Source organism: Streptomyces sp. NPDC023838, from assembly GCF_040639555.1.
Taxonomy (GTDB): domain Bacteria; phylum Actinomycetota; class Actinomycetes; order Streptomycetales; family Streptomycetaceae; genus Streptomyces.
Genome location: NZ_JBFAAD010000010.1, coordinates 228772 through 240390, shown reverse-complemented (window position 1 = coordinate 240390; position 11619 = coordinate 228772). Strand labels below are relative to the sequence as shown.

Sequence of the window (11619 nt, the reverse complement as noted above, 5' to 3'; positions counted from 1 at the left end):
CGGTTACATTCCGAACCCGGAAGCTAAGCCTTTCAGCGCCGATGGTACTGCAGGGGGGACCCTGTGGGAGAGTAGGACGCCGCCGAACAAATTTTAGCCTCAACCCCCGTGCCCTTTTGGGCCGGGGGTTGAGGCATTTTTGCGTTCAGGACCTTTTCGCCCAGGCCCCCTCTCCCGCCTTCCGCGAATCAGAGGCCGGATCAGAGTCGGCCTGCGGCCTTCAGCTCCAGATACGCGTCTGCCAATGCCGGAGCAAGCTCATCCGGGGTGGCGTCCACGACGGTGACGCCGTGGCGCATCAGCTGTTCAGCTGTGCGGCGACGCTGCTCCTGGGTTCGGCTGGCAGCGGCCGCTTCGTAAACGGCGTCCACAGTGCCGCGGGACTCCGCCATCTTCTTGATATGAGGGTCGGCGATCGCCGCGACCAGGACTGTGTGGCGCTTGGTGAGCTGCGGGAGAACGGGGAGCAGGCCTTCCTCCACGGGAGCCGCGTCCAGGCTGGTCAGCAGTACGATCAAGGAACGGCGAGGGGCGTTGGCGAGCGCGGCGGCGCTCAAGCCCCGGGCATCCGTTTCCACCAGCTCGGGCTCCAGTGGCGCGAGCGCGTTGACGAGAGCGGGCAGGAGTTCGCCAGCGGCGCGGCCCTGCACCTGAGCCCGTACGCGACGGTCGTACGCGAGAAGGTCGACGCGGTCGCCCGCGCGGGAGGCGAGGGCGGCGAGAAGTAGAGCGGCGTCCATGGCGGCGTCCAGGCGAGGGATGTCTCCGACGCGGCCCGCCGACGTACGCCCCGTATCGAGGACGACGAGGATGTGACGGTCGCGCTCAGGCCGCCAGGTGCGTATGGCGACCGCGTTCTGGCGGGCGGTGGCGCGCCAGTCGATGGACCGGGTGTCGTCGCCGGGAACGTACGGGCGCAGGCTGTCGAACTCGGTGCCTTCCCCTCGGGTCAGCACGCTGGTGCGGCCATCGAGTTCGCGCAGCCGGGCCAGTCGGGACGGCAGGTGTTTGCGGCTGGTGAACGGCGGCAGGACGCGCACGGTCCAGGGGACGCGGTGGCTTCCTTGCCGGGAGACGAGGCCGAGCGGCCCGTACGAGCGGACGGTGACCTGCTCGGAGCGGCGGTCGCCCCGCCGGGTCGGGCGCAGGGCTGTGGTGACGCGGCGGCGTTCGCCGGCCGGGACCGTCAATGCGTGCCGGGAAGCATCCTGCCCGGTGCCGGAAGCCCAGCTGCTGGGCGGCCAGGCGTCGCGGAGCTGGGCGCGCAACGGCCGGCCCGAGGGATTGGTGACGGTGAGGACGACCTCGGCGGCGTCACCCAGTCGAACTGATGTATCACCGTTTCGGGTGAATTGAAGCTTTCGCACTGGCGCGGCGAGGGCGTAGTCGCACATCATTGCGAGTGTGAGGGGAGCGTTGACCGCGAGCATTCCCGCCCAGCTCGGGGCCCATACGCCGACGGGGACGGAGCCGAGAGCAGCGAGCAGGGCAGTGCGTCCGGTGAGAGCCACAGTCGCCGCCTCAGCGGGGGACGGGGACGTGGGCGAGGACCGAGGTGATGACGGAGTCGGCGGTGACGCCCTCCATCTCCGCCTCGGGACGCAGCTGGATGCGATGGCGAAGTGTGGGGAGGGCCAAGGCCTTTACGTCGTCGGGGGTGACATAGTCCCGGCCCGTGAGCCAGGCCCAAGCGCGAGCGGTGGAGAGCAGGGCGGTGGCGCCTCGGGGGGAGACACCGAGGCTGAGTGAGGGGGATTCACGCGTGGCACGACAGATATCGACGACATAGCCGGTGATCTCTGCGGAGACCGAGGTCTTGGCGACGGCGGCGCGAGCCGCTTTGAGGTCGGCGGCTCCCGCGACCGGGCGGACTCCGGCTGCCTGGAGGTCGCGAGGGTTGAAGCCCTCGGCGTGACGGGCGAGGACGTTGATCTCGTCCGCGCGTGAGGGCAGGGGCACCGTCAACTTCAGCAGGAAGCGGTCCAGCTGGGCTTCCGGCAGGGGATACGTGCCCTCGTACTCGACGGGGTTCTGCGTCGCGGCGACCAAGAAGGGCTCGGGGAGCGGGCGCGGCGTGCCGTCGACCGTGACCTGACGCTCCTCCATGGCTTCGAGGAGGGAGGACTGGGTCTTCGGAGGCGTGCGGTTGATCTCATCCGCGAGCAGCAGATTGGTGAACACCGGACCGGCCTGGAAGGAGAACTCTGCGGTGCGGGCGTCGTAGATCAGCGAGCCGGTGACATCACTGGGCATCAGATCGGGGGTGAACTGGACGCGCTTCGTGTCGAGTTCGAGTGAGGCGGCGAGTGAGCGCACGAGGAGCGTCTTGGCTACGCCGGGGACGCCTTCGAGGAGGACGTGGCCGCGGCACAGCAGGGCCACGACCAGGCCCGTCACGACGGAGTCCTGGCCGACCACGGCCTTGGCGATCTCGGCGCGCAGGGCCTCCAGGGAGGCGCGGGCGCTGTCCGGGTTCGCTGCGGTCGCCGGGGTTCGGTCGCTCATGAGGTGCGTACCTCTCTTTCGAGGGCGTCGAGTTCGTCCGCGAGGCGGACGAGTGCGGCGTCGTCGGCCGGGGCCGGGCCGAAGAGCAGGACCTGAAGGTCCCGTTCGGCTGACGGGATCCGGCCGGAGACGGCGGGGACGAGGAGTTCGGGCGCGTGTGCCGAAGCGGCGGGCACGCCCAGGAGGGGGGCAAGACGGGTGCGGGTGGCCGAGCGCAGGGCGTCGGCCGCGCGATCGCGGGCGTTGGCCTTGCGATAGAGGCGGGCTCGGCCCTCGGTGGCCTCGGACGCGCGTACGGCGACCGGGAGTTGCTCGGTCACCAGGGGGCCGAGGCGGCGGCCTCGCCAGATGGCGGCGAGGGCGGCCGCGAGGGCGAGCTGGAGGGTGGCCCAGAGCCAGCCGGAGGGGATGAGGTCGAAGAAGCTGCGGTCACCGCCGTCGGTGGCCGAGACATCACCGAGCGAGGGGAGGTACCAGACCAGATGGGGGCGGGAGCCGAGGAGTTGGAGGGCGAGCGAGGCGTTGCCCTGCTTGTCGAGGCGGTGGTTGTAGAGGATGTCCGGGGAGCCGAGCAGGACGGTGTCGCCGCGGGCGGGAGCCTGTATGCGGAGCAGGGTGGGCAGACCGCCTGCGGGGTAACAGGCGTCGCCGGCCTGGGCGTCGGTGGCGTAGCGGACGCCTCCGGTGTCGGCGCTTCCGGCGAGGACGGCCGGCGACAGGGAGCAGTGCGGCTCGCGGTTGCTGACCGAGGCCGAGCCCGCTTCCCGTACGCCGGGGGCGAGTACGGGCAGGGAGGGCGCGCCCGGGGAGAGCAGCACGGTGCGTCCGCCGGACTGGGTGGTGGCGTCGTGGAGCCGGCGTTGCTGGGCCGCGGTGAGCAGATCGGGGACGGTGACCAGGAGCGTGGTGTCCGGTCCTGTGGCGCGGGTGCCTTCGTCGAGGGTGGTGGCCACACGCGTGGAGACGCCCTGGTCCTTGAGGAGTTCGGCGACGGCGCGGCTGCCGTAGCGGTCTGCCGAGCGGGGGTCGAGGCGGCCGTGCTGGTCGCCGGAGCGGGTGGCGGCGAGGGCGATCCCGGCGACCAGGAGGATCACGGCGGCGAGCAGCAGTCCGCGGGTGCGCGTCCAGATCTGACGGGGCGTCGCATCGGTGGACGTGGAGGCGGGGGAGGCGCCGGTGGCAGGGGCTTGGGTGCGGGTCATTCGGCAGCTCCCCGAGTTGTCGCCTGGGCTGCGGGGTGCTGGGTAAGGGCGCTGAGATCCGGCTTCGTGCGTTCGAGATCGCTGTCGAGGTCACGCAGACGGTCGTACGCGGCCTCGTTCGCCGTACGGCCTCCATATGTGACGTCGTCGAACTCGCGGGCGGCGGCGCGGAGTCGGTCGGCGTGGCCGGGCAGCGGGTGGCCTGCCTCGGCCGCGGCCTCGTCGGCGGTGCGGCCGGGGCGCGGGTCGAGGAGGGCGCGCTCCTCCAGGGAGCGGACGACCGCACGCATCCGTTCCTGGACGGCCTGGGTCCAGCGGCCGGCCGCGGCGTGGGCCTCAGCGGTGGCGCGGTGCTCGGCGGCGCTGCGCGGACGGTCGTCGAAGACCGTGCCGACGGTGGAAACAGCGCGCTTCGGGGTGCCCAGCCGCCACCACAGGGCGGCGATCAGGGCCAGCACGAACACGGCGATGGCGACCAGTCCGAGCGCGCCGCCCGGGGCCGCGCCCGAGGCGGCGTCGAACAGGCCGCCGACCCAGTCCCAGAAGCGGTTGAGGGCGCGCTCCAGGAGGTTCGGGTCGTTCTCGTGGTACATCGGCTTGGACAGTTCGCGCCGTGCCGCCTCGCGGGCGGGCACGCGCGGCGTGTCCACCGGTGGTTCGCCGGCCACTCGGACCAGCAGCCGCACCATGGTCGTGCCCCCCGTTGCCGACACCGCATCAGCTCCCGGGAGTCTCGTAGCCCGGCAGGTTCGCGGCGCGGGCGAGATCGAGGTCGAGGGCCTCGCGGCGGATGCGCTGGTCGATGTAGAGCAGCGCGGCCACACCGGCGGAGATCGGGTAGGTGATCGCCGAGCCGATCACGGCACCGATCCCGGTGATGATCAGGAACGGCCAGCCGAAGTCGGAGCTGGCCCCGGAGAAGAGGCTGCTAGCGCCGCCGTCGTCCACGAGCGTTCCGATCACGGTGAACGGGATCGCGATGATCATCGAGACGATGAACGTCAGGAGCAGCGTCAGCAGGGTGATGCCGAAGATCCGCCACCATGCGCCGCGCACCAGCTTGGCGGACCGGCGCAGGGACTTGACGAGGCTCTGGCGCTCCAGCATCAGCGCGGGCGCGGCCAGGCTGAACCGGACCAGCAGCCAGATCACGACCACGAAGGCGGCCAGCCCGCCGAGCCCGGCCAGGGCCGCGCCCGCATCGGATCCGATGAGCGCCCCGGGGAGGATGCCGATGCCGACGACCGCGGCCGCCGTCAGGGGCAGCAGGGCCAGCAGGCCGAGCAGCGGCAGCAGCCTCGGCCGGGCATCCGCCCAGGCCTCCCGCAGCGTCACCGGGCGCCCCAGGACGGAGCGGCTGATGACGACGGTGAGGACCGCGGTGACGAAGACCGTGCCGATCAGTGCGACGACGCCTATGGGCAGCAGGTAGAGCATGCTCGAACGCAGCGAGTCGATCGCCTGGTCCAGAGCCTCGGTGCCGGTGGCGTTCGGGTCGATCTCCGGCGGGTCCGGCAGAAGGTAGCGCTGAACGAGGATGTCCGCGATCTGCGTGATCACGGCGACCGTGAGTGTGAGGCCGAGAACCGTGCGCCAGTGGGCGCGCATCGTGGAGACCGCGCCGTCGAGGATCTCACCGACGCCGAGCGGGCGAAGCGGGATGACGCCGGGTTTGGCGGCGGGCGCGGGGCCCCAGCCGGAGTTCCACTGGCCGCCGGGAGCCGGAGGCGGCCCCCAGCCGCCCTGCTGGGGCCCAGGACGGCCCGGCGGGGGCGGGGGAGTCCCCTGGCCCGGGGTGGCGGCCGGAGGCGACCACTGGCCCGCCGGAGGCTGGTTCCGGGACCACTGGGAGGACGCGCAGGCCCGGTCGGAGGGCTCGGGCTGCCGGGGAGTGCCGGAGTCCTCGCCGTCGGAGGGGGCCGATCCGGGCGAAGCCCAGCCCGGAGAGTCGTTCACGGTCGTCCACCTCGTGGATTGGTCGTGGGACCAGCTCGGCGAGCCGGCTCGTTGGGGTCGGCAGCCATCGTGCCATGCGGTTCCGGGCCGCGGACCGGCCCCCGTATCTCGTTAGCACCTTCAATTGTCGGTGGCTCACCGGGCAGACTGGGCGGATGGCTGATCACGAGGTGCGATCCACCGTGGGCTCCGAGCCGCCGGGACTGGCACAGCTTCGTTGGGACGAGCCGCCGGAGGGGCCGGTGCTGGTGCTCCTCGACCAGACCCGGCTGCCGGCCGAGGAGGTCGAACTGGTCTGTACGGATGTGCCGGGGCTGGTCCGGGCCATCCAGACGCTGGCGGTGCGCGGGGCACCGCTGCTGGGGATCGCCGGGGCGTACGGGGTGGCGCTGGCCGGGGCGCGCGGCTTCGACGTACAGGAGGCCGCGGCTCTCCTGGCGGCTGCGCGGCCCACCGCGGTGAACCTGGGGTACGGGGTGCGGCTCGCCCTGGGGGCGTACCGGGCGGCAGTCGACAAGGGCGCGGGTCCGCAGGAGGCCGGGGCGGCGGCGCTGGCGGCCGCGCGGGCCCTGCACCGGGCGGACGCGGAGGCCAGTGCCAGGATGGCGGCACACGGCCTGGCGCTGCTCGACGAGCTGCTGCCCGGCGGCAGCCACCGGGTGCTCACGCACTGCAACACCGGAAGGCTGGTATCCGGCGGCGAGGGCACCGCGTTCGCGGTGGCGCTGGCCGCGCACCGGGCGGGCCGGCTGCGGCGGCTGTGGGTGGACGAGACGCGGCCGCTGCTCCAAGGGGCCAGACTGACCGCGTACGAGGCGGCGCGCAGCGGGATGGCGTACAGCTTGCTGACCGACAATGCTGCGGGTTCGCTGTTCGCGGCGGGGGAGGTGGACGCGGTTCTGGTCGGGGCGGACCGGATCGCCGCCGACGGATCGGTGGCGAACAAGGTGGGAAGCTATCCGCTCGCCGTGCTCGCCAAGTACCACCACGTGCCGTTCATCGTGGTGGCGCCGGTCACGACGGTGGACCTCGACACCCCCGACGGGGCGGCGATCGAGGTCGAGCAGCGCCCCGGGCAGGAGGTGACGGAGCTCACCGGACCGCAGGTTTCCGCGGCCGGGTGGGGGACGGGCGGGGGGCTGCCAATAGCGCCGCTGGGGACGCAGGCCTACAACCCCGCGTTCGATGTGACGCCCCCCGAGTTGGTGACGGCGATCGTCACCGAGGAAGGTGTGCTCTCCCCCGTGACGGGGGGTGGGCTGAGAGAGCTGTGTGCCAGGTCACGCCAGGTAACGATTAGCTAATGGGATGATGACGTTTATGAAGGGACGCGTCCTTGTCGTCGACGACGACACCGCGCTGGCCGAGATGCTCGGCATTGTGCTGCGTGGAGAAGGTTTTGAGCCGTCGTTCGTAGCGGACGGCGACAAGGCACTGGCGGCATTCCGTGAGGCCAAGCCGGACCTGGTACTGCTGGACCTCATGCTGCCCGGACGGGACGGCATCGAGGTCTGCAGGCTGATCAGGGCCGAGTCCGGCGTGCCGATCGTGATGCTCACCGCCAAGAGCGACACCGTGGATGTGGTGGTCGGCCTGGAGTCCGGGGCGGACGACTACATCGTGAAGCCGTTCAAGCCGAAGGAGCTGGTGGCCCGTATCCGGGCGCGCCTGAGGAGGTCGGAGGAGCCCGCGCCGGAGCAGCTGGCGATCGGCGATCTGGTGATCGACGTGGCGGGTCACTCCGTGAAGCGGGACGGGCAGTCCATCGCCCTGACCCCGCTGGAGTTCGACCTGCTGGTCGCGCTGGCCCGCAAGCCGTGGCAGGTGTTCACCCGTGAGGTGCTCCTGGAGCAGGTGTGGGGGTACCGGCACGCGGCGGACACGCGGCTGGTCAACGTGCACGTCCAGCGGCTGCGCTCGAAGGTCGAGAAGGACCCCGAGCGTCCGGAGATCGTTGTGACCGTCCGTGGTGTCGGTTACAAGGCAGGACCGAGCTGACATGTCCCGCGGCGGTGCTGCTCCGAAGCCCGGGAAGCCCGGGGTCCGTGGGGGGCGGGCTGCTGGTGAGGGAAGGAAGACGTCATGGGGCGGGCGGATCCTCCAGGAGGGGACGCCCGGCAGCCCCGTGCTGCGGCTCTTCGTGCGCTGGGTGCGGCGTCCGCTGCTGCCCGCGGTGCGGCTGTGGCGGCGCAACATCCAGCTGCGGGTGGTCGCCTCCACCCTGCTGATGTCGCTGGGTGTGGTGCTGCTGCTCGGGTTCGTTGTCATCGGGCAGGTGCGCAACGGGCTCCTCGTCACCAAGGAGAAGGCGTCCGAGAGCCAGTCCGCGGGCGGCTTCGCCGTGGCCAAGGACAAGGCCAGCGCCCCGGCGGCGCCGGGCGGGCAGGACGACGGCAGCTCGGACGGGCGGGTCGGCAGCTCGGTGACCTGGCGCAGCGAGCTGGTGACCCAGCTCGCCAGTGGCGGCCAGGGCGCGTTCTACGTGGTCGCGCTCAGCGCCGACTCCGAGGACTCGGGCTCCAGTAACCGGGGCCCGCGCGCCTCGGGCGGCGTGGACCCGGTCGCGAGCGTTCCGCAGAGCCTGCGCGGCGACGTCGACCAGGGCACGGGCGCGTACAAGACGTACGCCTCGATCAAGTACCTCGACGGCCAGGAACCCAAACCGGGGCTGGTCATCGGGACCAAGCTGAAGGACGTCGACGGCCAGGCCTACCAGCTGTACTACCTCTTCCCCCTGGCGCAGGAGGAGAAGACGCTGAGCCTGGTCAAGGGCACCCTCGCGACCGCCGGGCTGTTCCTGGTGGTGCTCCTCGGCGCGATCGCCTGGCTGGTGGTGCGCCAGGTCGTCACCCCGGTCCGGATGGCGGCGCAGATCGCGGAGCGGCTCTCCGCGGCCAAGCTCCAGGAGCGGATGAAGGTCACCGGCGAGGACGACATCGCGCGGCTCGGCGAGGCCTTCAACAAGATGGCGCAGAACCTCCAGGTCAAGATCCAGCAGCTGGAGGAGCTGTCGCGGATGCAGCGACGGTTCGTCTCGGACGTCTCGCACGAGCTGCGGACGCCGCTGACGACCGTACGGATGGCGGCGGACGTCATCCACGAGGCGCGCGTCGACTTCGATCCGGTGACGGCGCGGTCGGCGGAGCTGCTGGCCGGGCAGCTGGACCGGTTCGAGTCGCTGCTCGCCGACCTGCTGGAGATCAGCCGGTTCGACGCGGGCGCGGCGGCCCTGGAGGCCGAGCCGATAGACCTGCGGGACGTCGTACGTCGGGTGATCGAGGGCGCCGAGCCGCTCGCCGAGCGTAAGGGCACCCGGATACGGGTGGTCGGCGACGACCAGCCGGTGGTCGCGGAGGCCGATGCCCGCCGTGTCGAGCGGGTGCTGCGCAACCTCGTGGTCAACGCCGTGGAGCACGGCGAGGGCCGGGACGTGGTGGTGCGCATGGGCACGGCCGGCGGGGCCGTCGCGGTCGCGGTGCGCGACTACGGCGTGGGTCTGAAGCCGGGCGAGGCGACCCGGGTGTTCAACCGCTTCTGGCGGGCCGACCCGGCCCGGGCCAGGACGACCGGCGGCACCGGTCTGGGCCTGTCGATCGCGGTCGAGGACGCGCGGCTGCACGGCGGCTGGCTGCAGGCCTGGGGCGAGCCCGGCGGCGGCTCCCAGTTCCGGCTGACGCTGCCGCGTACGGCCGACGAGCCGCTGCGCGGGTCGCCGATACCGCTGGAACCGGAGGACTCGCGGGCAGCGCGCGAGCGGGCCCGCCTGGGCGAGTCCCCCGAGCAGGGCAACGGGCTGCGGCTGGCGAGCGTGCCGGTCCAGCCCGCCGCCACCCGCTCCTCGCTGCCCGTGCCGCCCCGGCCGCCGGTCCCGCCGAGGACCTCCGGTCCGGCCGCCGATCCGACCGCGCTGCCCGGTGGCGGCGGGGCCAGGGTGGTGCCCCGGGTGAGCGACGCGCGCGTGGAGGCCGAATCCGTACCATCGCAGGCTGCTGACAGAGCGGCTGCCCAGGCAGCCGCGGACCAGGAGGAATCGGCTCGTGGGCGCTGATCGGGGGAGGGGCCGCGGCCGTCGGCTGCGGTCTGTCGCGGTGCTGGGCTGCGGCGGTGTGCTGGTGGCGGGGTGCGCGTCGATGCCCGACAGCGGTGACGTGCACGCGGTGCAGGCCTCGCAGCGCGCCGACTCGCAGGTGCAGGTGTACGCGGTGCCGCCGCGCGAGGGGGCGGCCGCCGACGAGATAGTCGACGGGTTCCTGGAGGCGATGACCAGCGACGACCCGCAGTTCGCGACGGCCCGCAAGTATCTGACGCCGCAGGCCGCGCGGACGTGGAAGCCGGATCTGGCGACCACGGTGCTGGCCGACGGGCCGAACCCGCAGCCGAACCGGACCAACGACAAGGGCGAGAGTTCGAGCTTCACGTTCACGGTGACCGGAAAGCAGGTCGCCGTGGTGGACAAGCAGCACGCCTTCCAGCCGGCGGGGCCGAAGTCGACGTACAACGAGACGATCCATCTCGTACGGCAGAACACGCCCAGCGGCAAGGAGTGGCGCATCGACGCGCTGCCCGAGGGGCTGCTGCTGGGACAGTCGGACTTCCAGCGCATCTACCGTTCCGTCAACAAGTACTACTTCGCGTCGGGGCAGGACCGGCTGGTCGCCGATCCGGTGTATGTGCGCCAGCGCAACGACCCCGAGACGCAGATGAACCTGGTCACCCAGACGGTCATGGCAGTCCTGGAGGGGCCGACCAACTGGTTGCGGCCGGTGGTGGGTTCGCGCTTCCCGAGCGGTACGGCGCTGAAGGAGGGCACCAAGTCGCTCTCCTTCGACGACCGCAACGCGCTGAAGGTGCCGCTCAACGAGCGGGCGTCCAACGTCGGCGGGAGCCAGTGCCGCAAGATGGCGGCCCAACTGCTGTTCACGCTGCGGGACCTGACGGCGACCCGGGTCGGCCAGGTGGAGCTGGACCGGGCGAACGGCTCGCAGCTGTGCGTGCTCGGTGGTGACCAGGCCGAGGGGTACGCGCCGGACCGCATCTCGCCCAAGCCCGGCCAGTACTTCGTGGACACCCAGGGACGCCTCGCCCGGATGCGCGCCGACACGCGCGACGGTGCGGACGGCACCGACGGCGTCGACAGTACGGACGGGGACGTGGTCACCGAGCTGGTGCCCGGGCCGTTCGGCCGGGGCGAGCAGCGGCTGCGTACGGTCGCGGTGGAGCGGGACGAGAGGCGCGCGGCGGGGGTGACGACCGACGGCCGCTCGATGTACGTGGCGTCGATCGTGTCCGACGGCGAGCTCGTGAAGACACTCGTGACCAGCCAGAGCAAGGATCCGAAGGACGGCCTTTCGGCGCCGAGTTGGGACGGGCGCAGGGATCTGTGGGTGGCCGACCGGGACAGGGACCACCCCCGGCTGCTCCACCTCGACCATGGCGAGGGCCAGCCGCAGGAGGTCGATGTGGCCGGTCTGAACGGGGCGCGCATCGAGCAGGTGCGGATGTCGGCGGACGGGGTGCGGATCGCGCTCCTGGTGAACGAGGGCGGCCACACGACGCTGCGGATCGGCCGTGTGGAGCGGATCGGCGACCCGGAGCACCCGCAGGTCTCCGTGGTGGAACTACGCCCCGGAGCGCCGCAGATGGAGGATGTGACGGCCGTGTCCTGGGCCGGTCGCAGCCGCCTGGTGGTGGTCGGCAACGAGTCCGGCGGGCTCCAGCAGCAGCTGCGCTACATGCAGACGGACGGCTCGCTGTCGGCCGCGGGCAATCTGCCGGGCGCCAACCGGGTGACCGAGATCGCCGCCGCTGACGACGAGCGGCTGCCGCTGGTGGCGCACTCGAAGGAGGACGGCATCGTCCGGCTGCCGCCGGGCGCCAACTGGAAGACGGCGGTCAAGAAGGGCTCCTCGCCGGTCTACCCCGGCTGAGGGCTCCGCCGCTCCGGCGGCGGTCGCTC

The 11619-nt window shown here is 72.0% G+C and carries 9 protein-coding genes and 1 rRNA gene; 5 read left to right on the top strand and 5 right to left on the bottom strand.

Going from position 1 to position 11619, the window contains the following annotated elements; translation table 11 throughout:
- Nucleotides 1–88, top strand: a 5S ribosomal RNA gene (gene rrf / locus AB0G17_RS15870); the annotation flags it as partial.
- A 112-nt stretch (nucleotides 89–200) separates the two neighbouring features.
- Here the strand turns inward: rrf and AB0G17_RS15865 are convergent.
- From AB0G17_RS15865 to AB0G17_RS15845, 5 genes are read right to left on the bottom strand one after another with little or no spacing between them, the layout of a single operon-like run.
- Nucleotides 201–1511: a DUF58 domain-containing protein gene (locus AB0G17_RS15865; RefSeq protein ID WP_361381712.1), complete on the bottom strand. Its 1311-nt coding sequence runs from the start codon at nucleotides 1509–1511 to the stop codon at nucleotides 201–203.
- Between the two features lie 10 nt (nucleotides 1512–1521).
- Nucleotides 1522–2505 (bottom strand): MoxR family ATPase, encoded by a 984-nt coding sequence (locus AB0G17_RS15860; RefSeq protein ID WP_361381709.1) that lies wholly within the window; start codon nucleotides 2503–2505, stop codon nucleotides 1522–1524.
- Nucleotides 2502–3707, bottom strand: coding sequence for a DUF4350 domain-containing protein (locus tag AB0G17_RS15855; protein WP_361381706.1), 1206 nt, complete (start codon nucleotides 3705–3707; stop codon nucleotides 2502–2504). Before AB0G17_RS15855 ends, AB0G17_RS15860 begins: the two co-directional genes overlap by 4 nt.
- Nucleotides 3704–4396, bottom strand: a complete 693-nt coding sequence (locus AB0G17_RS15850; protein WP_361381763.1) for a DUF4129 domain-containing protein — start codon at nucleotides 4394–4396, stop codon at nucleotides 3704–3706. The genes AB0G17_RS15855 and AB0G17_RS15850 overlap by 4 nt, the downstream gene beginning before the upstream one ends.
- Nucleotides 4397–4424: 28 nt before the next feature.
- A complete protein-coding gene (locus AB0G17_RS15845; RefSeq protein ID WP_361381703.1) occupies nucleotides 4425–5663 on the bottom strand; it encodes a glycerophosphoryl diester phosphodiesterase membrane domain-containing protein in 1239 nt (412 codons plus the stop codon).
- Between the two features lie 155 nt (nucleotides 5664–5818).
- Here AB0G17_RS15845 and mtnA point away from each other — a divergent pair, with 155 nt between their 5' ends.
- The 4 genes from mtnA (at nucleotide 5819) to AB0G17_RS15825 (ending at nucleotide 11590) form a co-directional block, all read left to right on the top strand.
- Nucleotides 5819–6967, top strand: coding sequence for an S-methyl-5-thioribose-1-phosphate isomerase (gene mtnA / locus AB0G17_RS15840; protein ID WP_361381700.1), 1149 nt, complete (start codon nucleotides 5819–5821; stop codon nucleotides 6965–6967).
- A 4-nt stretch (nucleotides 6968–6971) separates the two neighbouring features.
- Entirely contained in the window at nucleotides 6972–7661 is a 690-nt protein-coding gene (gene mtrA, locus AB0G17_RS15835; protein ID WP_188278465.1) for a two-component system response regulator MtrA, read from the top strand.
- 1 nt (nucleotide 7662) lies between these two features.
- Complete coding sequence (gene mtrB / locus AB0G17_RS15830) at nucleotides 7663–9711, top strand: MtrAB system histidine kinase MtrB (RefSeq protein WP_361381696.1); 2049 nt, start codon at nucleotides 7663–7665, stop codon at nucleotides 9709–9711.
- An 82-nt stretch (nucleotides 9712–9793) separates the two neighbouring features.
- Nucleotides 9794–11590 (top strand): LpqB family beta-propeller domain-containing protein, encoded by a 1797-nt coding sequence (locus AB0G17_RS15825; RefSeq protein ID WP_361381692.1) that lies wholly within the window; start codon nucleotides 9794–9796, stop codon nucleotides 11588–11590.
- Nucleotides 11591–11619 lie beyond the last annotated feature (29 nt).

Bases quoted from the DNA above. Each gene is read 5' to 3' on its own strand.
- AB0G17_RS15860 (WP_361381709.1), bottom strand. From the start codon at position 2,505: ATGAGCGACCGAACCCCGGCGACCGCAGCGAACCCGGACAGCGCCCGC.
- AB0G17_RS15855 (WP_361381706.1), bottom strand. From the start codon at position 3,707: ATGACCCGCACCCAAGCCCCTGCCACCGGCGCCTCCCCCGCCTCCACG.
- AB0G17_RS15850 (WP_361381763.1), bottom strand. From the start codon at position 4,396: ATGGTGCGGCTGCTGGTCCGAGTGGCCGGCGAACCACCGGTGGACACG.
- mtnA (WP_361381700.1), top strand. From the start codon at position 5,819: ATGGCTGATCACGAGGTGCGATCCACCGTGGGCTCCGAGCCGCCGGGA.
- mtrA (WP_188278465.1), top strand. From the start codon at position 6,972: ATGATGACGTTTATGAAGGGACGCGTCCTTGTCGTCGACGACGACACC.
- mtrB (WP_361381696.1), top strand. From the start codon at position 7,663: ATGTCCCGCGGCGGTGCTGCTCCGAAGCCCGGGAAGCCCGGGGTCCGT.
- AB0G17_RS15825 (WP_361381692.1), top strand. From the start codon at position 9,794: ATGCCCGACAGCGGTGACGTGCACGCGGTGCAGGCCTCGCAGCGCGCC.